At 69.8% G+C, this 25,452-nt stretch carries 26 protein-coding genes and 1 pseudogene; 20 read left to right on the top strand and 7 right to left on the bottom strand.

The window, feature by feature from the left end; translation table 11 throughout:
- Positions 1 to 598 (top strand): annotated as a pseudogene (locus BHQ18_RS20030) (DNA polymerase III subunit gamma/tau); the annotation flags it as partial.
- 7 nt (positions 599 to 605) lie between these two features.
- Here the strand turns inward: BHQ18_RS20030 and BHQ18_RS20025 are convergent.
- Positions 606 to 1,919 (bottom strand): class I SAM-dependent methyltransferase, encoded by a 1,314-nt coding sequence (locus BHQ18_RS20025; protein ID WP_069415378.1) that lies wholly within the window; start codon positions 1,917 to 1,919, stop codon positions 606 to 608.
- Complete coding sequence (locus BHQ18_RS20020; RefSeq protein WP_069415377.1) at positions 1,916 to 3,295, bottom strand: FAD-binding oxidoreductase; 1,380 nt, start codon at positions 3,293 to 3,295, stop codon at positions 1,916 to 1,918. The genes BHQ18_RS20025 and BHQ18_RS20020 overlap by 4 nt, the downstream gene beginning before the upstream one ends.
- A gap of 71 nt (positions 3,296 to 3,366) precedes the next feature.
- Here BHQ18_RS20020 and BHQ18_RS20015 point away from each other — a divergent pair, with 71 nt between their 5' ends.
- Positions 3,367 to 3,807, top strand: coding sequence for an SRPBCC family protein (locus BHQ18_RS20015; protein ID WP_069415376.1), 441 nt, complete (start codon positions 3,367 to 3,369; stop codon positions 3,805 to 3,807).
- Between the two features lie 7 nt (positions 3,808 to 3,814).
- Here the strand turns inward: BHQ18_RS20015 and BHQ18_RS20010 are convergent, their stop codons facing one another.
- Positions 3,815 to 4,564 carry an Rv3717 family N-acetylmuramoyl-L-alanine amidase gene (locus BHQ18_RS20010; protein ID WP_069415396.1) on the bottom strand — a complete coding sequence of 250 codons (750 nt, stop codon included), beginning with the start codon at positions 4,562 to 4,564 and terminating at the stop codon, positions 3,815 to 3,817.
- Between the two features lie 112 nt (positions 4,565 to 4,676).
- Here BHQ18_RS20010 and BHQ18_RS20005 point away from each other — a divergent pair, with 112 nt between their 5' ends.
- The 4 genes from BHQ18_RS20005 to BHQ18_RS19990 are packed head-to-tail and all read left to right on the top strand — an operon-like array spanning position 4,677 to position 6,898.
- Positions 4,677 to 5,009 carry a YbaB/EbfC family nucleoid-associated protein gene (locus BHQ18_RS20005; RefSeq protein ID WP_069415375.1) on the top strand — a complete coding sequence of 111 codons (333 nt, stop codon included), beginning with the start codon at positions 4,677 to 4,679 and terminating at the stop codon, positions 5,007 to 5,009.
- Positions 5,010 to 5,621 carry a recombination mediator RecR gene (recR, locus tag BHQ18_RS20000; RefSeq protein ID WP_069415374.1) on the top strand — a complete coding sequence of 204 codons (612 nt, stop codon included), beginning with the start codon at positions 5,010 to 5,012 and terminating at the stop codon, positions 5,619 to 5,621.
- An 11-nt stretch (positions 5,622 to 5,632) separates the two neighbouring features.
- Entirely contained in the window at positions 5,633 to 6,028 is a 396-nt protein-coding gene (locus BHQ18_RS19995) for a hypothetical protein (RefSeq protein WP_069415373.1), read from the top strand.
- A gap of 45 nt (positions 6,029 to 6,073) precedes the next feature.
- A complete protein-coding gene (locus BHQ18_RS19990) occupies positions 6,074 to 6,898 on the top strand; it encodes a type IV toxin-antitoxin system AbiEi family antitoxin (RefSeq protein ID WP_069415372.1) in 825 nt (274 codons plus the stop codon).
- Here BHQ18_RS19990 and BHQ18_RS19985 read toward each other — a convergent pair whose 3' ends face one another.
- Both BHQ18_RS19985 and BHQ18_RS19980 read right to left on the bottom strand, forming a co-directional pair.
- Positions 6,899 to 7,615 (bottom strand): type 1 glutamine amidotransferase, encoded by a 717-nt coding sequence (locus tag BHQ18_RS19985; RefSeq protein WP_069415371.1) that lies wholly within the window; start codon positions 7,613 to 7,615, stop codon positions 6,899 to 6,901.
- A complete protein-coding gene (locus tag BHQ18_RS19980) occupies positions 7,608 to 8,846 on the bottom strand; it encodes a Mur ligase family protein (RefSeq protein ID WP_069415370.1) in 1,239 nt (412 codons plus the stop codon). The genes BHQ18_RS19985 and BHQ18_RS19980 overlap by 8 nt, the downstream gene beginning before the upstream one ends.
- An 84-nt stretch (positions 8,847 to 8,930) precedes the next feature.
- Here BHQ18_RS19980 and BHQ18_RS19975 point away from each other — a divergent pair, with 84 nt between their 5' ends.
- The gene (locus BHQ18_RS19975; protein ID WP_234794246.1) at positions 8,931 to 9,950 is read left to right on the top strand and encodes a DEDDh family exonuclease; all 1,020 of its coding nucleotides are present in this window, start codon (positions 8,931 to 8,933) and stop codon (positions 9,948 to 9,950) included.
- 96 nt (positions 9,951 to 10,046) lie between these two features.
- On the opposite strand, the gene leuA is transcribed toward BHQ18_RS19975, so the two are convergent.
- Complete coding sequence (gene leuA / locus BHQ18_RS19970; RefSeq protein WP_069415369.1) at positions 10,047 to 11,873, bottom strand: 2-isopropylmalate synthase; 1,827 nt, start codon at positions 11,871 to 11,873, stop codon at positions 10,047 to 10,049.
- 189 nt (positions 11,874 to 12,062) lie between these two features.
- On the opposite strand from leuA, the gene BHQ18_RS19965 reads away from it, so the two are divergent.
- The 5 genes from BHQ18_RS19965 (at position 12,063) to BHQ18_RS19945 (ending at position 17,066) form a co-directional block, all read left to right on the top strand.
- Positions 12,063 to 12,515 carry a hypothetical protein gene (locus BHQ18_RS19965; RefSeq protein WP_234794245.1) on the top strand — a complete coding sequence of 151 codons (453 nt, stop codon included), beginning with the start codon at positions 12,063 to 12,065 and terminating at the stop codon, positions 12,513 to 12,515.
- Positions 12,516 to 12,538: 23 nt separating this feature from the next.
- Positions 12,539 to 13,522: a bile salt hydrolase gene (locus BHQ18_RS19960; protein WP_069415368.1), complete on the top strand. Its 984-nt coding sequence runs from the start codon at positions 12,539 to 12,541 to the stop codon at positions 13,520 to 13,522.
- 101 nt (positions 13,523 to 13,623) lie between these two features.
- The gene (locus tag BHQ18_RS19955; RefSeq protein ID WP_069415367.1) at positions 13,624 to 14,889 is read left to right on the top strand and encodes an aspartate kinase; all 1,266 of its coding nucleotides are present in this window, start codon (positions 13,624 to 13,626) and stop codon (positions 14,887 to 14,889) included.
- A 2-nt stretch (positions 14,890 to 14,891) separates the two neighbouring features.
- Positions 14,892 to 15,929: an aspartate-semialdehyde dehydrogenase gene (locus tag BHQ18_RS19950; protein WP_069415366.1), complete on the top strand. Its 1,038-nt coding sequence runs from the start codon at positions 14,892 to 14,894 to the stop codon at positions 15,927 to 15,929.
- 48 nt (positions 15,930 to 15,977) lie between these two features.
- Positions 15,978 to 17,066 carry a DUF4185 domain-containing protein gene (locus BHQ18_RS19945; protein ID WP_069415393.1) on the top strand — a complete coding sequence of 363 codons (1,089 nt, stop codon included), beginning with the start codon at positions 15,978 to 15,980 and terminating at the stop codon, positions 17,064 to 17,066.
- Here the strand turns inward: BHQ18_RS19945 and BHQ18_RS19940 are convergent, their stop codons facing one another.
- Complete coding sequence (locus BHQ18_RS19940; protein ID WP_069415365.1) at positions 17,067 to 18,284, bottom strand: oxygenase MpaB family protein; 1,218 nt, start codon at positions 18,282 to 18,284, stop codon at positions 17,067 to 17,069.
- Positions 18,285 to 18,423: 139 nt separating this feature from the next.
- Between BHQ18_RS19940 and BHQ18_RS19935 the strand changes: the two genes are divergently transcribed.
- The 8 genes from BHQ18_RS19935 to egtE all read left to right on the top strand — a co-directional run bounded on the left by BHQ18_RS19935 (position 18,424) and on the right by egtE (position 25,397).
- Complete coding sequence (locus BHQ18_RS19935; protein WP_069415364.1) at positions 18,424 to 18,774, top strand: hypothetical protein; 351 nt, start codon at positions 18,424 to 18,426, stop codon at positions 18,772 to 18,774.
- Between the two features lie 46 nt (positions 18,775 to 18,820).
- Entirely contained in the window at positions 18,821 to 19,249 is a 429-nt protein-coding gene (locus tag BHQ18_RS19930) for an organic hydroperoxide resistance protein (RefSeq protein WP_205866147.1), read from the top strand.
- A 54-nt stretch (positions 19,250 to 19,303) separates the two neighbouring features.
- A complete protein-coding gene (locus BHQ18_RS19925) occupies positions 19,304 to 19,939 on the top strand; it encodes a sensor domain-containing protein (protein ID WP_109789353.1) in 636 nt (211 codons plus the stop codon).
- Between the two features lie 113 nt (positions 19,940 to 20,052).
- Complete coding sequence (gene egtA, locus BHQ18_RS19920) at positions 20,053 to 21,345, top strand: ergothioneine biosynthesis glutamate--cysteine ligase EgtA (protein WP_069415362.1); 1,293 nt, start codon at positions 20,053 to 20,055, stop codon at positions 21,343 to 21,345.
- Positions 21,342 to 22,628, top strand: coding sequence for an ergothioneine biosynthesis protein EgtB (gene egtB, locus BHQ18_RS19915; protein WP_069415361.1), 1,287 nt, complete (start codon positions 21,342 to 21,344; stop codon positions 22,626 to 22,628). The genes egtA and egtB overlap by 4 nt, the downstream gene beginning before the upstream one ends.
- On the top strand, positions 22,628 to 23,320 hold the full coding sequence (gene egtC / locus BHQ18_RS19910) for an ergothioneine biosynthesis protein EgtC (RefSeq protein ID WP_069415391.1): 693 nt from the start codon (positions 22,628 to 22,630) through the stop codon (positions 23,318 to 23,320). The genes egtB and egtC overlap by 1 nt, the downstream gene beginning before the upstream one ends.
- Positions 23,317 to 24,282 (top strand): L-histidine N(alpha)-methyltransferase, encoded by a 966-nt coding sequence (gene egtD / locus BHQ18_RS19905; RefSeq protein ID WP_069415360.1) that lies wholly within the window; start codon positions 23,317 to 23,319, stop codon positions 24,280 to 24,282. The genes egtC and egtD overlap by 4 nt, the downstream gene beginning before the upstream one ends.
- Positions 24,279 to 25,397, top strand: a complete 1,119-nt coding sequence (gene egtE / locus BHQ18_RS19900; protein WP_069415359.1) for an ergothioneine biosynthesis PLP-dependent enzyme EgtE — start codon at positions 24,279 to 24,281, stop codon at positions 25,395 to 25,397. The genes egtD and egtE overlap by 4 nt, the downstream gene beginning before the upstream one ends.
- Positions 25,398 to 25,452: the final 55 nt, after the last annotated feature.

Below are 25,452 nucleotides of genomic sequence, written 5' to 3'. Positions count from 1 at the left end.
GGCCCCCGAGCCACCGCCGCCGCCGCGGGCCGAACCGCCGCCACCCGCGCAGGACCCGAAGCCGCCCGCGCAGGACCCCAAGCCGCCGTCACCGCCGCCGGTGCGCCCGCCGTCGGACCCCGTGGTGGCCGCTCCGCCGCCCGCGACCGTCACCGGTGAACCGAACGCCGCTGCGGTGCGCAGCATGTGGTCGACGGTGCGCGACAAGGTCCGCGAGCGCAGCCGCACCACCGAGGTGATGCTGTCGGGGGCGATCGTGCGTGCCGTCGAGGGCGACACCCTGGTGCTCAGCCACGAGTCGGCGCCGCTGGCCAAACGGCTGTCCGAACAGCGCAACGCCGACGTCATCCGCGAGGCGCTCAAGGATGCGCTCGGCGTGAACTGGAAGATCCGCTGCGAGACCGGCGCGGCGCCGCCGCCGGCCGCCGAACCACCGCCCGAGGCGGCCACCGCCGACGCGCCGCAGCGCGATCAGGAGGAGGAGGACATGCTGGCCGAGGCCAGCGCCGACACATCCGACACGCCGCGCCGCGACCCCGAGGAGGCCGCGCTGGAGCTGCTGCAGACCGAACTGGGCGCGCGCCGCATCGACGGCTGACGTCCCGCTACGGCGTCCACCACGGCCGCAGCGGCAACCCGCCGTCGCTGCCGTCGCTGTCCAGCTTGACCGCCAGAACCTGGTGCAGCTGAACCACATTCGTCTCGAAGCCGAGCCGCGACCCGGCCATGTAGAGGCCCCACACCTTCGCGGTGGCCAGGCCCACTTCGGCGACCGCCTCGTCCCAGTGCTCGACGAGGTTGGCGCACCAGTCGCGCAGCGTCATCGCGTAGTGGTGGCGCAAGTTCTCCTCGTGCAGCACCTCCAGGCCGGCGTCCTGCGCCTCGGTGATGATGCGGCCCGAACCCGTGAGCTCACCGTCGGGGAAGACGTAACGGTCGATGAAACCGCCCGCACCCGCCATCGACCGGTTGTCCGGGCGGGTGATGCAGTGGTTGAGCAGCAACCCCCCGGTGCGCAGTTTGGAGCGCAGGAAACCGAAGTAGGACGGGTAGTTGTGCACACCGATGTGCTCGGTCAACCCGATCGACGACACCGCGTCGAAACCGGATTCGGGTACATCGCGGTAGTCGCCGTGACGCACCTCGGCCAGATCTGTCAGGCCCTGCTCGGCGATCGCCTTCTGCGCCCACGACGCCTGCTCCTTCGACAGCGTCACACCGATCACGCGGACCCCGTGGCGGGCGGCGTATCGGACCATGCCGCCCCAGCCGCAGCCGACGTCGAGCAGCCGGTCGCCCGGTTGCAGACGCAGCTTCTCGAACACCAGGCGGTATTTGTTGTCCTGCGCCTCCTCCAGCGTGGCGTCCTGCGACGGGTAGCACGCACACGTGTAGGTCATCGACGGGCCGAGCACCCACTCGTAGAACGTGTTCGACACGTCGTAGTGGTGGTGAATCGCCTCGGCGTCACGGGTCTTGCTGTGCCGCAACCCCTCTGCGATCCGACGCCAGCGCGGCAGCGCCTCCTGCGGTGGCGGTGCGATCGGCTTGAGGTGCTCGATGCCGATCGAGCGCACGATGTTGGCCAGCAGCCGTGCGGGCGGGCGCTTGAAGTCCATCTTGTCGGCCAGCGCGCGCAGCAACTCGTAGGGGTCGCCTGGATGCACACCGTGCGTGGCCAGGTCGCCGGACACGTACGCCCGCGCCAGTCCCAGATCACCCGGGGCGGTCGCCAGATACGTTGTGCCGCGCGGCGTCAGCAACTCCAGGCCCAGCGGCGCGTCCTCAGGTCCGGCGGTGCTGCCGTCGTAGGCGGAGAACCTCAGGGGGAGTCGGCCGCCCGCGAAGATCTCCAGGATCTCGGCGAGTGTGTACTTCCTGGACTGCGTCGAGGTTCCCTGTTCCTTGAATGTCGTCACCTTCGTTGCACCGCCTTCGCATACAGGTCGAGGAGCCGTGAATCAGGATCGTAGGCCTTCTTTACGGTCTTGTAGATTTCGCCGCCGTAGAGTTCGTCGAACTCGTCGCGGCTGTAGTACGCATCGGAGTACAGCGACTTGTGCCCGTCGAGGTCGCTGACCTTGCGTTCGATGAGCCTGTTGGTGTGACCCTCGCTGGGGCCGACCGGCACCGACGACCAGAAGCCGACGTTGACGTAGGTGTGGTCGGGTCGGATCGGATACAGCGGCCACCCGCCGTTGTCACGAAGTCGCAATGGGCACAACCAGATCGGCTCGATCGGCACGTTGTCGAGGAACCATCGCAGGAACTCCGGCAACCGCCCGATCGGCACCTCGACGTCCTGCACGACGCGCTCGCGGGGCGGGCGGCCGTTGCGGATCTCGATGCGGTCGGCGATGTCGAAGCGCTGGTCGTAGGCGATCAGCTTCCAGTAGAAACTGCTGCGCCGCAGGCGCCGTGGCCACCACCGCCGGATCCTCGGGTCCTGCGCACCGAACGCGCGCGAACACCAGAACCAGTCGGTGTCCCAGCGCCACAGGTAGTCGTGGATCGTCAGGCGGTCCTGCTTCTCGTGCTGGTCGTGCTGGATCGAGCGGTAGTAGATTTGCTGGCCGGTGTAGTCGCTGACCGGTCCGGGTGTCGCGGTCCGGACACCGAGGGTCAGGTAGCTCTCGTCGGCGCTGAACACCACACCGTCGAGGTAGTCGACCGGTGAGCCGTCGTGGCTGCCCGTCTCGACGATGCGCTCCATCGCCGCGGTCAACTCGTCGAGGTCGCCGAACCGCAGGTGGCGCACCGACACGAACGGTTTGACCGGTTCCAGCTCGATCTTCAGCCGAACCGAATAGCCGAGCGTGCCATAGGAGTTGGGGAACGCGCGGAACAAGTCGGGGTGCCGGTCCCGGGATGCGGTGAGCACCTCGCCGGTGCCGGTGAGGATGTCCATCTCGAGCACCGACTCGTGCGGCAGGCCGTTGCGGAACGAGGCCGACTCGATCCCGAGCCCGGTGACCGCGCCGCCGAGCGTGATCGTCTTGAGCTGCGGCACCACCAGCGGGCTCAGCGCGTACGGCAGCGTGGCCGCGACCAGGTCCTCGTAGGTGCACATCCCGGCCACGTCGGCGGTGCGCGCATCGGGGTCGACGTCGAGCACCCCGGTCAGCCCGGAGACGTCGAGCCCCTTGGCGGTGGTCGCGGCGCGGGCCCGAAACAGGTTGGAGGTGGGTTTGGCCAGGCGGACGGTGGCGTCCGGCGGTATCGCACGGTAACTGTCCAGGAGCCGCTGTACGCCCTCGGCCTGAACAGCACGTGCGTCGGTTCGGGCAACAGACACGCATATACGCTAGTCCGCGGTGGCACCCGATGCGACCGCACAACCCCCTTCGAACGAGGAGCTTGCAGGACATGGGACAGGTCAGCGCGTCCAGCACCGTGACGATCGACGCGCCGCCGGAGACCGTGCTGGCGGCCGTCGCCGACTACGCGACCGTGCGTCCGAAGATCCTGTCGTCGCACTACAGCGGGTACAACGTGCTCGAGGGCGGGCAGGGCGCGGGCACCGTCGCGGCCTGGAAGCTGCAGGCGACCAAGTCGCGGGTGCGTGACGTGAAGGCGACCGTCGACGTGGCGGGTCACACGGTGATCGAGAAGGACGCGAACTCGTCGATGCTCACGAACTGGACGGTCGCGCCCGCGGGTACGGGGTCGACGGTCACGGTCAAGACGTCATGGCAGGGCGCCGGCGGCATCGGCGGCTTCTTCGAGAAGACATTCGCGCCGCTGGGGCTGCGCAAGATCCAGGCCGAGGTGCTCGAGAACCTCAAGAAGCACGTCGAGAGCCGCTGACCGGCGCTCAACCGGCCCCGAGGAAGCCGGCGATTCCGCGCACCACCGCGTCGGCGTACTTCTGCCGGCCGGCGGGCGTCTTCATCAGCGCCGAGTCGACCGGGTTCTTCATGTTGCCGAGTTCGACGAGGATCGACGGGTACTGCGCGAGGTTGAGCCCGGCGATGTCCGAGCGCGGGTTGAGCCCCGCCGAGCCGATGTAGGTCGACGGCACGAAACCCGAGGCCTGCAACTGGTCGCGCATGATCGCGGCGAACCTCGGCGCCGGTCCGGCCTGCGCGTCGTTCAGCGGCGGCGACGAGTACAGCACGTGGAACCCGCGACCGGTCGGCGGTCCGCCGTCGGCGTGGATGCTGACGATCGCGTCGGGGCGCAGCGAGTTGGCCATCGCCGCGCGCTCGTCGACGCAGGGCCCCACCCCGGTGTCGTCGCCGCGCGACATCGCCGTGCGCACCCCGAGGTTGTGCAGGGCCTGCCGGACCCGCAGCGTGGTCTCCCAGGCGAAGGTGTGCTCCGCGAAGCCGTCGTCGGTGGCGGTGCCGCTGGCCTGGCAGTCCTTGGTGCCGCCGCGCCCGGTCGGCACCTGCTTGCTGATCGAGGCGTCGTTGGCGCCGTTGTGGCCGGGGTCGAGGAACACGATCTTGCCCGCGATGCTTGTCGGTGCGGCCGAAGCCGGTGGGGCCGGGACGACGAGGGTCGACGCGACGATGAGCAGACCGGCGACCAGAAAATGGCCGACACGCAGGCGGGTGGGCACGGGCGTCACCGTAACGGCATTCGCGACTACGCTGGAAGATCAAACCGCCGCTCGCGGGTCAGGCGAGACCAAGTCGATACCGGACCGCAACGAACACGCAAGGGGACCAGCCATGCAACCAGGGGGCCAACCCGATATGTCGGCGCTGCTCGCGCAGGCGCAGCAGGTCCAGCAGCAGTTGATGGAGGCGCAGGAGGCGCTGGCCAACGCCGAGGTGCACGGTCAGGCCGGCGGCGGCCTGGTGCAGGTCACCATGAAGGGCAGCGGCGAGGTGGTCGCGGTGGCGATCGATCCCAAGGTCGTCGACCCGGACGACGTCGAGACGCTGCAGGACCTGGTGGTCGGCGCCATCGCCGACGCCGCCAAGCAGGTCACCATCCTCGCCCACGACCGGCTCGGCCCGCTGGCCAGCGGGATGGGCAACCTCGGTCTGCCGGGAATGTAATTGTTCGAGGGACCTGTCCAGGATCTGATCGACGAGCTCGGCAAACTGCCCGGTATCGGGCCCAAGAGCGCGCAGCGGATCGCCTTTCACCTGCTGTCGGTGGAGCCGCCCGACATCGACCGGCTGACCGCCGTGCTGAACAAGGTGCGCGACGGGGTGAAGTTCTGCGCGGTGTGCGGCAACGTCTCCGACGAGGACCGCTGCCGCATCTGCTCGGACTCGCGGCGCGACGCGTCGCTGGTGTGCGTGGTCGAGGAACCCAAGGACGTGCAGGCCGTCGAACGCACCCGTGAGTTCCGCGGCCGCTACCACGTGCTGGGCGGCGCGCTGGACCCGCTGTCCGGGGTGGGGCCCGAACAACTGCGAATCCGTGAGCTGCTCAACAGGATCGGTGAACGCGTCGACGGCGTCGACGTCACCGAGGTGATCATCGCGACCGATCCGAACACCGAGGGTGAGGCCACCGCGACGTATCTGGTGCGGATGCTGCGCGACATCCCGGGGCTGACCGTGACGCGGATCGCCTCCGGGCTGCCGATGGGTGGCGATCTGGAGTTCGCCGACGAACTGACGCTGGGCCGCGCGCTGGCCGGCCGGCGCGCAATGGCCTGAGGAGGGCATGTATGCCGGGTGACGAGTTCAAGGTCGAGGTCGAACTCGGTGGTGATCAGCACCTCTCGTTCTGGGAGAAGCTGCGCACCCTCGACGTCGACGACGACGCCCGAAAGCGACTCGGTTCGCGGGTCACCGTCACCCGCGACGGGGACCGCATCCAGCTCTACACCCAGACGCTGGCCGACGCGCAGGAAGCCGAGCGCACCGTGCGCGCGCTGGTCGCCGACGACGGCGTCGACGCGCGGTTGCGCGTGAGTCGCTGGGACGGCGCCGCCCAGGAGTGGGTGGACCCGCAGACCGGCCGGGAGGTGCCCGACGACGCACCCGAGGTCGCGCCGCCGGCTCCGCAGTACATGTTCCTGGAGACGTACAAGCCGGAGTTCCTGCGCGACCTGGGGCTCTGAGGTTTCTGCCGCGGAGGTGTCGGTGCCGGCGGGCAAGATGCAGGCATGGTCGAGGTCATCATCGGCGGAGAGGCCGTCGCGGCGGGGCGGGTGACCCGCCACGAGTTGAGATCGCGGTACCGTCCGGTGTTTCGCGGTGTCTACGCCGCCAACGGGCGCGAGCTGACGTTGCGGGACCGGGCGATCGCGGCGTGGCTGGCGGCAAGGCGCAAGGGCGTGGTCGCCGGGGTGGTCGCCTCGGCGCTGCACGGCGCGGCGTGGGTGGATCCGGCGCATCCCATCGAGGTGTTGGGTGCGAGGTGCGGCGCGCAGGCCGGATTGCTGCCCCGCAGAGAGGTTTTCGCAGACGACGAGGTCATCCGCATCGGAGGGCTGCCGGTGACGACGCGGGCGCGCACCGCGTTCGACATCGGGCGCCGTCTCGACCGCGGGGCGGCGCTGGCCCGGTTGGACGCGATGATGTGGGATCGGCCGCTGCCGCTCGACGAGATACGCGCCCTGATGCGGCGCTACCCGCGGGCGTCGGGCACCAAGCAACTGCGCGAGCTGCTTCCGCTCGTCGACGGCGGTGCGGCCCGACCCGTCGAGAGCCACGCGCGGCTGCTGTTGATCGATGCGGGATGTCCGCAACCGCAGACCCAGGTGCCGGTGCTGGTGGACACCTTGCCCGTCGCGCACCTCGAGATCGGGTGGCCGGAGTACCGGGTGGCGTTGACGTTCGCCCCCGAGGACGCGGCCCAGCAGAGGATGCTGGAGGCGTTGGGCTGGATCGTGATTCGCGTGCCGGAGTGGGAGTCGGTGGAGAGTTGGCTGCAACGGGTGGAGGTGGCGTTGGCCCGGCGCGGTTGCTTCGTGGAGTTCGCCGCGTGATCAGACGCGGCGGGGGGCGGCCAGCCGTTCGCGCCTGAGCTGGTCGACCTCGTCGAGGTGCAGCGGCGCCAGTTCCCCGACCACCTGGGCCAGCAGGTGGTCGGCCAGCTGCGGGTTGCGGGCCAGGCACGGCCCGTGCAGGTAGGTCGCGACGACGCTGCCCTGCACCGCACCGTCGAACCCGTCGCCGGCGCGGTTGCCGGCACCGCTGACCACCTTCGCCAGCGGAGCCGCATCGGGACCGAGAGTCGTTCCGCCGCGGTGGTTTTCGAAGCCGGTCAGCCGGTCGGAGAGCCCGGCCGGCAGCGGTTCGGACACCAGCTCACCGATCGTGCGTTCCTGCTGAGGTGAGGTGGTGACGTCGAGCAGGCCGACCCCGTCGACGCGTTCCCCCGACGAGGTTTCGTACCAGTGTCCGAGGACCTGGATGGCCGCGCAGATCGCCAGCACCGGCGCACCCCGGCCGGCCGCCTGCTGCAGCCCCGGATAGCGCAGCAGGTGCTTGGTGGCCAGGCGTTGCGCGTAGTCCTCGGCGCCGCCGAGGGTGTACAGGTCGAGTTCGGCGGGCACCGGATCGTCCAGCGTGATCTCGACGATCTCGGCGTCGATTCCCCGCAGCCGCAGGCGCTGTCGCAGCACCAGCGAGTTGCCGCCGTCACCGTAGGTGCCCATCACGTCGGGCAGCACCAGCCCGATCCGCACCGTCGACTCAGCCATGGTCAGCCCGCCGTTCCAGGGCGCGGTTCAACTGCAGGAACGCGGTGTAGTTCGCGATCACCTCGACGTGACCCGGTGGGCAGGACGCGATCGCGGTGATCGTGTCGTGTACCAGGGTGTGCTCGACGCCGGCGTACCCCAACCGCACCGCAAGGTCGGTACCGCGTTCACCGGCCGCGACCACCTGGGTGTCGTCGAAGTGCTCGAAGCGCACGTCCCACAGCCACGACAGGTCCTCGCCGTCGGGGACCTGACCGTTGACCGAGATGACCACGCCCGCACCGTGTTTGTCGACCATCGACAGCGCCTCCTGCCAGCCGGCGGGGTTCTTGGCCAACAGCACGCGCACCGTGTGCTGGCCGAGCCGCACAGTGCGGTACCGGCCCGCGACCTCGTCGACCGCGGAGACCGCCGCCACCGCGGCCGCCGGGTCCGCACCCATGGTCACCGCCGCGGCGACCGCCTGGGTGGCGTTGCCGCGGTTGACGGTGCCGGGCAGGGCGAGCGTCATCGGAAGTGAAAGGCCTTCGGGACCATAGATATTGGTCTCGTCGAACCACCACTGCGGACTGGGCCGCTTGAAATCGGTTCCGGTGGAACGCCAGTCGCGCCCGTCGCGCACGATGATCTCGCCGGAGCGCGGGCAGCTCACCGAGTCGTTGGCCCAGCCGCCGCCCGCCGCCACCCACACCACGTTCGGGCTGTCGTAGGCGGCCGACGTCATCAGCACGTCGTCGCAGTTGGCCACCACGACTGCCGACGGGTGCCGGGCCAGCCCGCCGCGCAGCGTGCGCTCGATGTGGTTGATCTCGCCGACGCGGTCCAGCTGGTCGCGCGAGAGGTTCAGCAGCACGACCACCTGCGGGTCGACGGCGTCGGCGACGTGCGGCACGTGCATCTCGTCGACCTCGAGCGCGGCGAGCGGGGCGTCCCTTGCCCCGGCGAGCGCGGCGACCAGACCCGCATCCATGTTCGCGCCGGTGTCGTTGGTCGCGACCGAACCGACCGTGCGCAGCGCCGCGGCCACCATCCGGGTCGTCGTCGACTTGCCGTTGGTCCCGGTGACGACGACGGTGCGCCGGCCGCCGCCGAGCTGACGCAGCAGTGACTTGTCCAGCGCCAGCGCGACCAGGCCGCCGATCATCGCGCCCGCCCCGCGGCCGGTGACCCGCGACGCCCACCGCGCGCCCGCGCCGGCGGCGAGAGCGACCCGTGCTCGAGTGGTGACCATCCCCGGCAGTTTAGGTAGCCGACACGCTGGCAGGCGATTCGACGAGGTCCCGGGTTTGTCACAGCACCGTGCCATCCTGACGAGGTGAGCCAGATCCAGCCCGGATGTCGCCGGCTCACCCCGTCCTGGGGCCGGCCGGCGCAGGACGCCGGGTCGGGTTGGGCGGTCGTCGACGTCGAGACGTCGGGGTTCCGGCCCGGACAGGCGCGCATCGTGAGCATCGCGGCGCTGGCCCTCGGCGACGACGGCAACGTCGAACACAGCCTCTACAGCCTGCTCAACCCCGGCGTCGATCCGGGTCCCACGCATGTGCACGGCCTGACCGCGGAGATGCTCGACGGGCAGCCGACGTTCGCCGACATCGCCGACCACCTGGTCGAATTGCTCGACGGGCGCACGCTGGTGGCGCACAACGTCGGCTTCGACTACGCGTTTCTGGCGGCCGAGGCCGAACTCGTGAACCGGCAGCTGCCCACCGACACCGTGATGTGCACGGTCGAACTGGCGCGCAGGCTGGATCTGGGGACCGCGAACCTGCGGCTGGAGACGCTGGCCGCGCACTGGGGCGTCGACCAGATGAAACCGCACGACGCGCTCGACGACGCGTTGGTGCTCGCGCAGATCCTCAAGCCGGTGCTGGTGCGCGCCCGGGAACGCAAGGTGTGGTTGCCGGTGCATCCGGTGACGCGGCGAAGCTGGCCGAACGGACAAATCACCCACGACGAGCTGCGCCCGCTCAAGGCGGTGGCGTCGCGGTTGCCGTGCGCGTATCTGAATCCGGGGCGCTACATCGCCGGGCGTCCGCTGGTGCAGGGCATGCGGGTGGCGCTTTCGTCGGAGGTCAAGCGCACCCATGAGGAGCTCATCGAGCGGATCCTGGACGCCGGGCTGGCCTACACGGACATCGTCGACGTGGAGACGTCGCTGGTGGTGTGCAACGAGCCCCGGCCGGAACAGGGCAAGGGATTCCACGCCTGCGAGCTCGGCGTGCCGCTGCTGGCCGACGAGGAACTGTTGGCGCTGCTCGACGGTGTGGTCGGCGGCACCGGCATCGAGGAGTTCACCGACACCACGCTGGCCGGCGATCAGTTCGCGCTGTTCTAGCGTTCGGTGTGCGGCCCCTGCACCGCGAGCGTCGGGTTTGTGGTGGGTTTCGGCCGTTTTCGCGCGAAAGTTTCGACGCTCGGCGAGTCCCGAGAGCTAGCGTGCGGCCCTGTTGACCGCCGAAACCACCGCCCGCAGTGACGCGGTGGTGATCGACGTCGCGATGCCCACGCCCCACACGGTCTTTCCGTCGATCGACGTCTCGACGTAGGCGGCGGCCTGCGCCTCCTCACCCGCCGACAGCGCATGCTCGGAGTAGTCGAGCACCGACACGTCGAACCCGATCGCGCCCAGCGCGTCGACGAACGCCGCCAGTGGGCCGTTGCCCGCGCCGACGATCTCGCGTTCCACGCCGTCGACCTTGACGACCGCCTCGACCGTGTCGGTGCCGCCGTCGACCTCGGCCGCGATGACCTTCTGCCGGATCCGCTCCAGCGGCCGCACCGGCGCCAGGTACTCCTCGGCGAAGACGTCCCACATCTCCTTCGGGGACACCTCCCCGCCCTCGCCGTCGGTGATCGCCTGGATCGCCTGGCTGAACTCGATCTGCAGCCGCCGCGGCAGCACCAGACCGTGGTCGGCCTTCATGATGTAGGCGACGCCGCCCTTGCCGGACTGCGAGTTCACCCGGATCACGGCCTCGTACGTACGGCCGACGTCCTTCGGGTCGATCGGCAGATACGGCACCTGCCACAGGATGTCGTCGACATCGGCGTCGGCCTCGTCCGCCGCGACCTTCATCGCGTCCAGGCCCTTGTTGATCGCGTCCTGGTGGCTGCCGGAGAACGCGGTGTACACCAGATCTCCGCCGTAGGGGTGACGTTCGTGCACCGGCAGCTGATTGCAGTACTCGACCGTGCGCCGGATCTCGTCGATGTTGGAGAAGTCGATCTGCGGGTCGACGCCGCGGGAGAACATGTTCATGCCCAGCGTCACCAGGCATACGTTGCCGGTGCGCTCACCGTTGCCGAACAGGCAGCCCTCGATCCGGTCCGCACCGGCCTGATACCCCAATTCCGCTGCGGCGACGGCGGTTCCGCGGTCGTTGTGCGGATGCAGGCTCAGGATGATGCTGTCGCGCGGGGTCAGGTGCCGGTGCATCCACTCGATCGAATCCGCGTAGACATTCGGGGTGGCCATCTCCACGGTCGCGGGCAGGTTCACGATCAGCGGCACATCGGGTGTCGGCTGCACGACCTCGGCGACGGCGTTGCACACGTCGACGGCGTACTCCAGCTCGGTGCCGGTGTAGGACTCCGGCGAATACTCGAAGCGCCACAGCGTGTCCGGGTACTTCGCGGCCTCCTCGACGCACATCCGCGCGCCGTCGGTCGCGATCTTCTTCACCGCGTCGCGGTCGGCGCGAAACACCACGCGGCGCTGCAGGATCGACGTCGAGTTGTAGAAGTGCACGATCGCGCGCGGCGCGCCTGCGCACGCTTCGAAGGTGCGCTCGATCAGCTCCGGCCGGCACTGCGTCAGCACCTGGATCGTCACGTCGTCGGGAATGGCGCCCTCGGTGATGATCTCGCGGACGAAGTCGTAGTCGGTCTGACTGGCCGACGGGAACCCGACCTCGATCTCCTTGTAGCCCATGCGGACCAGCAGATCGAACATGCGGCGCTTGCGCACCGGGCTCATCGGGTCGATCAGCGCCTGGTTGCCGTCGCGCAGGTCGACCGCACACCACATCGGCGCGGTGTCGATGACCTTGTCGGGCCAGGTGCGGTCGGGCAGCGTGATGCGCTCGACCTCGTCGGCGAAGCTGCGGTAGCGGCTGACCGGCATCGCCGAGCCGCGCTGGGTGTTCCAGCCCGGCTGGCCGGGATGGGGTGGGCCCGCCGGTTTGGTGATCTGGCGGGCACCGGAGTTCCAGCTGAACGCGTCAGGGGAATCCGGCGTGGTTTTCGAGAAAGTAGTCACGGTGATCGCTCCGGGAGTTCTGAGAGGGGACTCGACCGGCGCATCGCGAACACCCGCGACGGGAAGCCGGTCTGATCAGACCCCGTCGCGGCTGCCGAGAAGGAGCACCCGCTGCACCCGGCCAACTGTACTCCGCAGGTTCGACCTCACCAAACCGGGCGAAATCGGCCGCTGGCTAGAGTTCAGACGGTGAAGAGGCTCAACCGCCGGTGGTGGATCGCGATCGGCTTCGCCGTGCTGGCCGTCGTAGCGCTGGTCTACACCCAGTTGCAGAAACCGCCCGCGGAGTGCGGGCCGGTGATCGAGCTGCTCGAATTCAACACCGCGCAGGGCGACCTGATCCGCGAGAAGAGCGAGAACGCCGAGGACCTGCCGACCGCGGCCGACGAGCTCGCCTACCGGGAGTGGGCCGACGGGCTGGCCGAGCGCGCCCGCAAGATCGACGACCCCGGGTTGCGGTTCACCGCGATCGACGCCGCGGACCTGGCCGGCGCGTTCGTGCGCAAGCTGCCGCAGCTGCGGGCCGACGCCGCCGCGCAGGCACCCGGCGGGCCGGCGCCCCAGATCGTCTACGAGATGTCGGCGCTCGACGATCAGCTGCAGCGACGGCTCGGTGAGTTGGCAAATGCTTGCGCCGGCTGATCGGCCACCTAAGCTGACTTACCGTGTGCACCCGCGTCGTTTACCTCGGTACCTCTGACCGCATCATCACCGGCCGCTCCATGGACTGGAAGGCCGAGATAGGCACCAACCTGTGGGCGCTGCCCCGCGGGGTCCAGCGAACAGGTCAGGCCGGGGCGAACTCCGCGCAGTGGACGGCGAAGTACGGCAGCGTGGTGGCCACCGGCTACGACATCAGCACGACCGACGGCGTGAACGAGGCCGGACTCGCGGTGAACCTGCTGTGGCTGGCCGAATCGCAGTACCCGGCCGAGACCGCCGAAGGGCCCGCGGTCTCGCTGGCGCTGTGGGGGCAGTACGTGCTCGACAACTACGCCACCGTCGCCGAGGCCGTGCAGGCGCTGAGCGCGACACCGCTGCGCGTCGCCACCGCCGAGGTGCCGGGCCAGGGCCGGATGGCCACCCTGCACCTGGCGATGTCGGACCGCACCGGCGACAGCGCGATCGTCGAGTACATCGACGGGCAGCAGGTCATCCACCACGGCAGGCAGTACCAGGTGATGACGAACTCGCCGACCTTCGACCAGCAACTGGCGATCACCGAGTACTGGGAGCAGATCGGCGGGACGGTGATGCTGCCGGGCACCAACCGCGCCGCCGACCGGTTCGTGCGGGCGTCGTTCTACATCAACACCGTGCCCAAGACCGACGACCCGCTGCTGTCGGCCGCCACCGTGTTCAGCGTCGTGCGCAACGCGTCGGTGCCGTACGGCATCGCCACCGAGGACGAGCCCAACATCTCGACCACCCGGTGGCGCACCGTCGTCGACCACAAGGCGCTGCGCTACTTCTTCGAATCCGCGCTGTCGCCGAACACGTTCTGGGTGGAACTGGGCAACCTCGACTTCTCGCCGGGCGCCCCGACCCTGCGGCTGTCGCTCGGCGAGGGCGAGAAGACGATCTACGCCGGCGACGCCAGCGCGCGGTTCGAGCCCGCCGACCCGTTCCCGTTCCTCGGAGTGCCCTGATCACGGGCTTTTCCGGCCGGCCCCGCGACCGGCGGGGAAAATCAGGAGCGCGCAGCCCTTATCCTTGGTGGGATCCTCCCCACGGTTGAAAGGCTTGTTCAGTGGCGCTCGTCGTGCAGAAGTACGGCGGATCCTCGGTCTCCGACGCCGAGCGGATCCGTCGCGTCGCCGAGCGGATCGTCGAGACCAAAAAGCAGGGCAACGACGTCGTCGTGGTCTGCTCGGCGATGGGTGACACCACCGACGACCTGCTCGATCTCGCCAAACAGGTGAGTCCGGCCCCACCCGCGCGGGAAATGGACATGCTGCTCACCTCCGGCGAGCGGATCTCCAACGCGCTGGTGGCGATGGCCATCGATTCGCTGGGCGCCCAGGCGCGCTCGTTCACCGGCTCACAGGCCGGCGTGATCACCACCGGCACACACGGCAACGCCAAGATCATCGACGTCACCCCCGGCCGGCTGCAGTCGGCGCTGGACGAGGGGCTGATCGTGCTGGTCGCCGGGTTCCAGGGCGTCAGCCAGGACAGCAAGGACGTCACCACGCTGGGCCGCGGCGGGTCCGACACCACCGCGGTGGCGCTGGCCGCGGCGTTGAACGCCGACGTCTGCGAGATCTACACCGACGTCGACGGCATCTTCACCGCCGACCCGCGCATCGTCCCCAACGCCAAGCACCTCTCGACCGTGACGTTCGAGGAGATGCTCGAGATGGCGGCGTGCGGCGCCAAGGTGCTGATGCTGCGCTGCGTGGAATACGCCCGCCGTTACAACGTTCCGATTCACGTGCGCTCGTCGTACACCGACAAGCCCGGCACCCTCGTCAAAGGATCGATAGAGGACATCCCCATGGAAGATGCCATCCTGACCGGAGTCGCCCACGACCGCAGCGAGGCCAAGGTCACCGTTGTCGGCCTGCCCGACGTCCCCGGATACGCCGCCAAGGTGTTCCGCGCGGTCGCCGACGCCGACGTCAACATCGACATGGTGCTGCAGAACATCTCGAAGGTCGAGGACGGCAAGACCGACATCACGTTCACCTGCTCGCGCGCCAGCGGGCCGGGCGCGGTGGAGAAGCTGACCGCGCTGCAGGACGAGATCGGGTTCTCCAAGGTGCTCTACGACGACCTGATCGGCAAGGTGTCGCTGGTGGGCGCGGGAATGAAGAGCCACCCCGGCGTGACCGCCAAGTTCTGTGAGGCACTCGCCGAGGTGGGCGTCAACATCGACCTGATCTCCACCTCCGAGATCCGGATCTCGGTGCTGGTCAAGGACACCGACCTGGACAAGGCGGTCGCCGCGCTGCACGAGGCGTTCGGCCTCGGCGGTGACGAGCAGGCCATGGTGTACGCGGGAACGGGACGATAGAAATGGTCAACATTGCAGTGGTGGGCGCGACCGGACAGGTCGGCCAGGTGATGCGAACCCTGTTGGAGGAACGCGATTTTCCCGCGTCGTCGGTGCGGTTCTTCGCGTCGGCACGCTCGCAGGGCAAGAAGCTGTCGTTCCGCGGGCAGGAGATCGAGGTCGAGGACGCCGAGACCGCCGACCCGTCCGGACTGGACATCGCGCTGTTCTCCGCGGGCGCGACGATGTCGCGGGTGCAGGCGCCGCGGTTCGCCGCCGCCGGCGCCGTGGTGGTCGACAACTCGTCGGCGTGGCGCAAGGACCCCGACGTGCCGCTGGTGGTCAGCGAGGTCAACTTCGACCGCGACGTGCGGGGCGTGACGCTGAAGAAGGGCATCATCGCCAACCCGAACTGCACGACGATGGCCGCGATGCCGGTGCTCAAGCCGCTGCACGACGAGGCCGGGCTGACCCGCCTGATCGTGTCCAGCTACCAGGCGGTCTCCGGCAGCGGGCTCGCCGGTGTCGAGGAACTGGCCACCCAGGCGCGCGCGGTCATCGACGGCGCCGAGCAGCTGGTGCACGACGGGTCGGCGGTCCAGTTCCCGGCGCCGAACAAGTACGTGGCGCCGATCGCGTTCAACATCGTTCCGCTGGCCGGCTCGTATGTCGACGACGGCTCCGGTGAGACCGACGAGGACCAGAAGCTGCGCCACGAGAGCCGCAAGATCCTCGGCATTCCGGAGCTTCTGGTGTCGGGCACCTGCGTTCGGGTTCCGGTGTTCACCGGACACTCGCTGTCGATCAATGCCGAGTTCGCGCAACCACTTTCGGTTGAGCGGGCCAACGAGCTGCTGGGCTCGGCGCCGGGCGTGACGCTGGTCGACGTGCCGACGCCGCTGGCCGCCGCGGGCGTCGACGACTGCCTGGTGGGCCGGATCCGCCAGGACCCCGGCGTGCCCGACGGTCGCGGGTTGGCGTTGTTCGTCTCCGGCGACAACCTCCGGAAGGGCGCGGCGCTGAACACCATTCAGATCGCCGAGCTGCTCGCCCAGCGCTGACCTCCGCCTGAGTTGCGCCGAAACTGCATTCCGGCAGGGCTCTTCTCGATCTTTCTCTGCTGGAATACCGTTTCGGCGGTCGGCGCGTACGCGCAACCCGTCCCGGTGCCGGACCCGGTGCTCGGCCCGCTGGCGCCCGGACAGGTCATCCGCATCGGGCCGACGGCCGGGACCGGCACGCTGACCCGCGACTACGGTGTCGGCGCCACGGATCTGTGCGAGTTCATGGAGTTTCCGAGCGGCATCCTGCAGGTCTGCGGCGACAGCTTCGCCGGCCAGGGCGTCGGGTACGGCGGCTGGTACTCGCCGATCGCGCTGCACGTCGAGACCGAATCCATCGACGATCCGGGCGGGGTGCGCTACGACGGGGTGACCGGAATCGACTCCCCGTTGCTGGCCGACCCGGCGCCGCCGGGAATGTCGCAACTGCCGGCCGGGGTGGTGCAGATCAACCGGCAGAACTACCTGATGGTCACCACGGTCCGCGAACTCGACCCGCAGACGTCGCGGCTGGTGAAAGCCGAACCGGGGCAGGGCAATTGGCTGACGGTGCCGGATTCGGTGCGCGACGCCTCCTACGCCGAGGGCCGGCAGTCGCAGATCAGCGGCTACTACGATCCGATACCGCGGCCGGACTCGCCGAGCGGCTGGGTGTACGTCGTGGCCAACAACTTCGACCGCAGCGCACCGCTGGTGCTGTATCGGGCCACCCCGCAGGACTTCCCGGACCGCGGCAGCTGGCAGGGCTGGTCGGCGCAGGCCGGGTGGGGGCATCCGCCGACGCCGCTGTGGGCGGACCGGATCGGGGAGATGAGCATCCGGCAGATCGACGGCAAGACCGTGCTGTCGTACTTCAACGCCACGACCGGCAACATGGAGATGCGGGTGGCCGGTGACCCGACGGCGCTGGGCTCCGCGCCGGTGACGACGGTCGTCGTCGCGGCCGAATGGCCCGACCCGGTGGAGCATCTCGGCCCGCCGGAGAACAACCGGCTGGCCCAACCGTACGGCGGCTACATCTCGCCGGGGTCGACGCTCGACGAGGTGCGGGTGTTCGTCAGCCAGTGGAACACCGGCCCGCGCGGCGGGGCGCCGTACCGGGTCATCCAGTTCGCGGTCAACCCGCACAAACCGTGATCAGGCGAGGGTGCTGACGTGTTCGGCCGATTCGCCGATGGTGGCGGTGTCGTCGCCGACGATCCTGCGCATCAGCGCCCGGTGCTCACGCTCGCCGCGGGCGGTGGCCCGCTCGAGGCCGCCGGGCACCGCGACGGCGGCCACGCTGCGGGCCACGTTGACCGGCAGCCGCAACACCGGGTACCACGGCACGTGCGGGCGCAGCCCCAGCGAGCGCATCGTGCGCGGGCCGAGGAAGCCGCTGGTGATCGAAAGATGTTGCGCACGGGCAAGTCTCCGGCGTAGCGCAGGCATGTTGTCGTAGTGCCAGATCATCGGATCGTCGGCCATCGGCATCGCCAACTGCTTCGACGACTCGTCGGGCTCGGCCAGTGCGCCGAGCGTGTGGTAGAGCACCCGGATGCTGTCGCGGAAACCGCGGGGCAGCCATTCGTCCTCCACTCCCATCAGCCACCCGACGTAGCGGGTCAGATGCGCGACGGCATCGTAGTCCTTGGGCCGCAACACGACTCCCATGCCGGCCGCGCCGATAGCGGGTGCGACGAGCGCGCCGATCAACGTCGCCGCCATGTCGGTCTGGTTGATCGGGACGCCCCACTCGTCGGCGCGCCAGTCCGGCATCGCGCCGACGTGTCGACGCACCAGGCCGTGGATGAACCGGACCCGCAGCGTCGAGCGGTACCCGGACCCGAACCGGTCCAGCCCGCCCTCGGCGATGACGTCCATCGCCCACTGCATGGTTTCGGCGAACCGCTTGTTGGATCCCTTCTCCAGCGCGCCGGTGCGCAGCAGGGTCTTGTTGAATCCCGAGAACTGGTAACCGCCGAGCAGCGACACGTCACGCGCGACGTACATGCCGTCGGCCCCGCCGCGGCGCAGCGCGCGCTGACCCCGGCGCAGCTTCGCCGGGTCGACCCAGTCCGGCATCGTCTCGACCTCGGCGAAGAACTCGCGCAGGGGCGCGGGTGCGTCCGGTACGGCCGCGATGCCGTGGGCGAGCGCCTGCTCGAACAGCGGCCGGGTCTGCGAGATGCCGACACCGGCCATCCACTCGACGAGCCGGTCGATCGGTTCGTCGCCGACCGTCAGCCGCTCACCGAGTCGCTGCCACTCCTGCGGTGTCGGGGCGCCGATGCCCAGCAGGCGGGCCATGGTCCGGATTGCGACCGGTACCGGGCGGGGGCGATCGGGGTGGCGCGCAGGGATGGGACGGTTCATCGCCTCACTTCCGCTCGTTGACAACGCGTGTAGTCAAAAATTATGCCGCACCGCCCGGCGATGTCAATCAGCGCATCTCACAGCTCGCTCACAGGCGGCACATGTCCGGCACATCAGAAATGCGCGCACGATATCGGTCATGAGCGAAACAACGTCATCACCCGAACCGGCGACCACCCCCGTCGTCGTCCCACCGAACCGACCGTCGCGGCTGACCAGCGTGGCGGCCTGGGTCGGCATCGTCGCGGGGGTGGTCTTCATCGTCGCGGTGATCTTCTTCTCCGGATTCGTCCTGGGCGCGAAGTCCGCCGGTCACCGCGGCGGCCACCACGGCGGCCACGACCGCGACGCGGTGATGTTCCACCGCGGACCCCCGCCGATGTTTCCGATGGGCCCGCGCGGCGAGTTCAACCGTCCGCCGTTCGGTGGTGGCACCGACGGCCCGGGCGCCGAGCAACCGCCGACCACCACCGCACCGGCCCGGCCCTAGACGGGGGCGTCTTGCCGTCCGCGCGGAGGCTGGCATGATCAGACCCATGAGCATCGAAGTCGTTTTCACCTCAGAGTCCACCGCAAGCGGAGGCGGCCGCGAGGGCCACGTGAAGTCCTCGACCGGGCGCATCGACCTCAACACCAACCACCCGAAGGAAATGGGTGGCAGCGGTGAGGGCACCAACCCCGAGGAACTGTTCTCGGCCGGCTACGCCGCCTGCTTCCTCGGCGCGCTGCGCCTGGTCGCCAAGAACGAGAAGATCGACATCGACGACGCCAGCGGCATCACCGCCCAGGTCGGCTTCGGCAAGGACCCGGCCGGTGGGTTTGCCATCAACGCCCACCTGATCGGCTACCTGCCCGGTATGGAGCAGAGCGCGGCCGACGAGCTGATGAAGAAGGCACACGAGGTGTGCCCGTACTCGAAGGCCACCCGCGGCAACATCGACGTCACGCTGGCCGCAAAGGTCTAAGCCGTGCGGTCACGGGGCGGCCGGGCAGTGCGCCCGGCCGCCTTCCCGGTCGCCATCGTCACCGCCGCGGCGGCCGTCGCACTGTCGACGGTGGCGCCGCTGGGTACCGCCTCCGCGCGGCCCTCGGATCCCGGCGTGGTCAACTACGCCGTGCTGCCGAAGGGCTCGGTGAGCAATATCGTCGGCGCCACACTGCGTTTCGAGTCGACGTTCACCGAACCCGGCCAGAACTTCTCCGTCGACAACCCGGCCTGCAACAACTGGGCCGACATCGGGTTGCCCGACGTCTACGCCGACCCCGATCTCGCGTCGTTCAACGGTGCGGTCGCCCAGGAGTCGCCGTCCGACGCGACGCATCTGGTCAAGCAGGCGGTCGGCGTGTACGCCACCACCGACGCCGCCGACCGCGCGTTCCGCCGCGTCGTCGACCGCACCGCCGGCTGCAGCGGCCAGACCACCGCGATGCATCTGGACAACCTGACCACCCAGGTGTGGACGTTCACCGCCGGGCCGACGACCGGCGCCGAGGCGGACTGGGTCAAGCAGGAAGCGGGCACCGATCGGCGCTGCTTCACCACCACCCGCAAGCGGGAAAATGTTCTGCTCCAAGCAAAAGTGTGCCAATCCGGCAACGGTGGACCGGCAGTGAACGTGCTGGCCGGGGCGATGCAGAACACGCTCGGCCAATAACGGCACGGGCATGTAACGAACGCGTCATCCAAAAAACGCGCGACTTTGTCGGTGCCATCTGGAAGATATGTACGAGGGGGCGAGCGGTCCAGACCCGGAAGGGGATGGTTGGAATGACTTTCACCATCACGTCCGAGGTGGCCGACGCGCACCCACCGCGCGCCGACTCCGTCGAGCTGACCAGTGCTTACAGCGCCGCGCTGCATGCCGGTGGCGGCTCCCTGCGCGACGGACCCGTCGGCCGGGTCGGTCTCGAGATCGAGGCGCACTGCTATGACCTGCGCGATCCGATGCGCAGGCCGGACTGGGCGCAGCTGAACGAGGTCATCGCGGGACTCGGGCCGCTGCCCGGCGGCAGCCGGATCACGCTGGAACCCGGCGGCGCCGTCGAACTGTCCGGACCGCCGCTGGACGGCGTGCTCGCGGCGATCACCGCGATGACGGCCGACCGCGCGGTGCTGCGGGCGGCGTTCGCCCGGGCCGGCCTCGGCCTGGTGTTGCTCGGCGCTGACCCGCTCCGACCGCCGCAGCGCGTCAACCCCGGCGCCAGGTACCGCGCGATGGAAGCGTTCTTCGACGCCAGCGGCACTCCCGCGGCGGGTGCGGCGATGATGACGTCGACCGCGTCGATCCAGGTGAACCTCGACGCCGGGCCTCGCGAGGGCTGGGCCGACCGGGTCCGCCTCGCGCACGCGCTGGGCCCCACGATGATCGCCGTCACCGCCAACTCGCCGCTGCTGGGCGGTCGGTTCGCCGGTTGGCAGTCCACCCGCCAACACGTGTGGGGCCAACTGGATTCGGCCCGCTGCGGGCCCGTGCTCGGCACCAGCGGCGACGACCCGGCCAGCGACTGGGCCCGCTATGCGCTCAAGGCGCCGGTGATGCTGGTGAACAATCCCGACGCCGACGCGTGCCCGGTCACCGACTGGGTGCCGTTCGCCGACTGGGCCGACGGCCGGGTGCTGTTGGCCGGGCGCCGGCCCACGACAGCCGACCTCGAGTACCACCTGACCACCCTGTTCCCGCCGGTCCGGCCGCGGCAGTGGCTCGAGATCCGCTACCTCGACAGCGTGCCCGACGCCATCTGGCCCGCCGTCGCGTTCACCATGACCACGCTGCTCGACGACCCGGACGCCGCCGCCGTCGCCGCGCTGGCCACCGAACCGGTGGCCACCGCATGGGACCGGGCCGCCCAACTCGGGCTCGCCGACCGGCACCTGCGTTCGGCCGCGCAGACCTGCGTGCACGCGGCCGCCGAGCGCGCGCCGACCGAACTGCAGGAATCGATGCAGCGGCTGGTGCGTTCGGTCGAACAGGGACGCAGCCCGGCCGACGACTTCAGCGACCGCGCCGTCCACCACGGGATCGCGGCCGCGGTCACGCAACTGGCACGAGGGGAACTGTGACGTCACGCGAAACGATCGCGCGCGAACTCACCAAGGCCCGCGAGCGCACGCTGCGGCTCGTCGCCTTCGACGACGCCGAACTGGGTCGCCAGTACAGTCCGCTGATGAGCCCGCTGCTGTGGGATCTCGCGCATATCGGTCAGCAGGAGGAGCTGTGGCTGCTGCGCGACGGTGACCCGCGCCGACCGGGCATGCTCGCGCCCGACGTCGAACGGCTCTACGACGCGTTCGTCAACTCGCGCGCCAGCCGGGTGGACCTGCCGCTGCTGCCGCCGTCGGACGCCAGGGCCTACTGCGGCACGGTGCGCGAGAAGGTGCTCGACACCCTCGACGCGCTGCCCGACGACGACCCCGGCTTCAACTTCGCGCTGGTCATCAGCCACGAGAACCAGCACGACGAAACCATGCTGCAGGCGCTCAACCTGCGCGCCGGCCCGCCGCTGTTGGACTCCGGCGCGGCCCTGCCCGCGGGCCGGCCCGGCGTCGCGGGCACATCGGTGCTGGTGCCCGGTGGCGAATTCGTGCTCGGCGTCGACGCGGTCACCGAACCGCACTCGCTGGACAACGAACGCCCCGCCCATGTGGTCGACGTGCCGGCGTTCCGGATCGGGCGGGTGCCCGTCACCAACGCCGAATGGCGCGAATTCGTCGACGACGGTGGCTACGACGAGCGGCGGTGGTGGTCCGACCGCGGCTGGGCGCACCGAACCGAGGCCGATCTGAGTGCACCGCAGTTCTGGAACCTCTCGGTGGACCTGGTCGGCACCCGCACCCGGTTCGGTCACGTCGAGCAGATCCCGCCCGACGAACCCGTGCAGCACGTGACGTACTTCGAGGCCGAGGCGTACGCGGCGTGGGCGGGCGCGCGGCTGCCCACCGAGGTGGAGTGGGAGAAGGCCTGCGCCTGGGACCCGGCGCTCGGTGCGCGGCGCCGCTACCCGTGGGGGTCCTCTGAACCCACCGCCGCACTGGCCAATCTGGGCGGCGACGCGCGGCGTCCCGCGCCGGTCGGGGCGTATCCGGCCGGCGCCTCGGCCTACGGCGCCGAACAGATGCTCGGCGACGTCTGGGAATGGACCAGCTCGCCGCTGCGGCCCTGGCCCGGCTTCACGCCGATGATCTACGACCGCTACACGCAACCCTTCTTCGACGGTGACTACCAGGTGCTGCGAGGCGGGTCGTGGGCGGTCGCGGCGGGCATCCTGCGGCCGAGTTTCCGTAACTGGGACCACCCGGTCCGGCGGCAGATCTTCGCCGGTGTCCGGCTGGCGTGGGACACCTGATGTGCCGGCATCTCGGTTGGCTCGGCGAACCGGCGTCGGTGGCCTCGCTGATCTTCGAACCCGCCAACGGCCTTCTGGTGCAATCATATTCGCCTCGTCGGCAGAAGCACGGCCTGATGAATGCCGACGGCTGGGGTGTCGGGTTCTTCGACGGTGCCACACCGCGGCGGTGGCGCAGCGCGACCCCGATATGGGGTGACGCATCGCTGGCGTCGGTGGCGCCGGCACTTCGCAGCGGATGCATTGTCGCCGCGGTGCGCTCGGCGAGCATCGGCATGCCGATCGAGGCGACGGCGTCGGCGCCGTTCACCGACGGGCGGTGGCTGCTGTCGCACAACGGGCTCGTCGACCGGGCCGTGCTGCCACCGTCCAAAGCCGCCGAGTCGACCAACGACAGCGCGCTGCTGGCCGCCTCGATCTTCGAGCGCGGCCTCGACGCTCTGGGTGACACCATCGTCGACGTGGCCGCAGCCGACCCGAATGCACGCCTGAACATCCTGGCGGGCAACGGGTCTCGGATGCTGGCCACCACGTGGGGAGACACTCTGTCGATACTGCGCCGCAGCGACGGCGTCGTGCTGGCCAGCGAACCCTACGATGACGATCCGGCGTGGCAGGAGATCCCGGACCGCCACCTGGTCGAGGTCACCGAGAACCGAGTCGAACTGATCCCGTTGAAAGGATCCACATGACCCTGTCGCTGTCGAACCACCTGTCCGCCGACTCGGCGGGCGCGGCGCTGCGCCGCGATGTGCTCGACGGGCTGACGCAGTCACCGAAGTCGTTGCCGCCGAAGTGGTTTTACGACTCCGTCGGCAGCGATCTGTTCGATCAGATCACCCGACTGCCGGAGTACTACCCGACCCGCACCGAGGCCGCGATCCTGCGTGAGAGGTCGGCCGAGATCGCCGCGGCCTCGGGTGCCGACACGCTTGTCGAACTGGGCAGCGGCACGTCGGAGAAGACCAGGATGCTGCTCGACGCATTGCGCGAGCACGGCTCGCTGCGCCGGTTCATCCCGTTCGACGTCGACGCCAGCGTGCTCAGCGCCGCCGGGGCCGCGATCGCCGCCGAGTACCCGGGCATCGGGATCGCCGCGGTCTGCGGTGATTTCGAGCAGCACCTGGAGCAGATCCCGCAAGTCGGCCGCCGACTGGTGGCCTTCCTCGGCTCGACGATCGGCAACCTCACCCCGGGCCCGCGCGCCGAATTCCTCGCCTCGCTGGCCCGCACGCTGCGACCGGGCGACACGTTGCTGCTGGGGACCGACCTGGTCAAGGACACCGACCGCCTGGTGCGGGCCTACGACGACTCCGCCGGCGTGACTGCCGCGTTCAACCGCAACGTGCTGGCGGTGCTCAACCGTGAACTGGACGCCGATTTCGACCTCGGCGCCTTCGACCACGTCGCGAAGTGGAACGCCGACGAAGAGCGGATCGAGATGTGGCTGCGCGCCACCGACGCTCAGCGGGTGGTGGTGCGCGCACTGGAGCTGACCGTCGATTTCGCCGCCGGCGAGGAGATGCTGACCGAGGTGTCCTGCAAGTTCCGGCCCGACGGGGTGGCTGCCGAACTGGCCGCGGCCGGGCTGCGTCGCACTCACTGGTGGACCGACGCCGCCGGGGATTTCGGCCTGTCGCTGTCGACGATATGAGCCTCGCGCAGCGGTGGCGCGAAGCGCGCCCACCCGTGGCAGGTGTGCATCTCGACAGCGGGGCGTGCTCGCGGCAGAGCCTGGCCGCCATCGACGCCGCGGTGCAGCACGCGCGGCACGAGGGCGAGGTGGGCGCGTACGTCGCCGCCGAGGCGGCCGCGCCGGCCCTGGACGCCGGGCGGGCCGCGGTCGGGGCGCTCACCGGGCTCGCCGGCTCCGACGTCGTGTTCACCACGGGGGCCAACCATGCGCTCGATCTGCTCCTCACCGCGTGGCCGGGTGAGCGGACGATCGCCTGCCTGCCCGGCGAATTCGGGCCGAACCTGGCGATCATGGCCGGCAACGGTTTCGCGGTGCGGCCGCTGCCCGTCGACGACGCGGGCCGGCTCGACGTCGAGGGCGCCGCCCGCTCACTGGCCGCCGACCGGCCCGCCCTGGTGCACCTGACCCCGCTGGCCAGCCACCGGGGCCTGGTGCAACCGCTGGCCGCGATGAGCGAAGTCTGCGCCGACCTGGATCTGCCGCTGGTGGTCGACGCCGCCCAGGCGCTCGGCCACATGGACTGCGCGACCGCGCCCGCGGCGATCTTCGGGGCATCACGCAAATGGATCGCCGGCCCACGCGGCGTGGGTTTCCTGGCGGTCCGGCCCGACCTCGCGCAGCGACTCCAGCCGCGCCTGCCTCCGCCGCAGTGGCCCACGGCGTTGTCGGTGCTTCAGCGTCTCGAGCACGGTGAAGCGAACATCGCTGCGCGCCTGGGCTTCTCGGTTGCACTCGGTGAGCACCTGGCGGCCGGGCCGGCCCTCGTGCGCGAGCGGCTCGCCGAGGTGGGCCGGATGACGCGCACCGCGGTCGCCGACCTGCCGGGATGGCGGGTCGTCGAACCGGTCGACGAGCCCTCGGCGATCACCACGCTGGTCCCGACCGGGGGCGCCGATCCGGAAACGGTGCGCAAGCGGCTGATCGCCGATCACGGAATCGTGACCACCTATGCGGGGGTCGAGCGGGCACCGTTCGAGATGACCTCACCCGTGCTGCGCGTGACGCCGCACGTCGACGCCACCGACGAGGATGTCGCCCGGTTCGTCGACGCGCTGGCGGCGGTCAGCGCCTGAACGCGGCGCTGCTGACCTGGTGTCCTGAGTCGAAAGTTCAGACACAGCAGTGCGC

The organism is Mycolicibacterium flavescens, assembly GCF_001722335.1.
GTDB lineage: Bacteria > Actinomycetota > Actinomycetes > Mycobacteriales > Mycobacteriaceae > Mycobacterium > Mycobacterium flavescens.
Note: the sequence above shows the minus strand (reverse complement) of the source record. Positions and strands in the feature narration are given on the sequence as shown.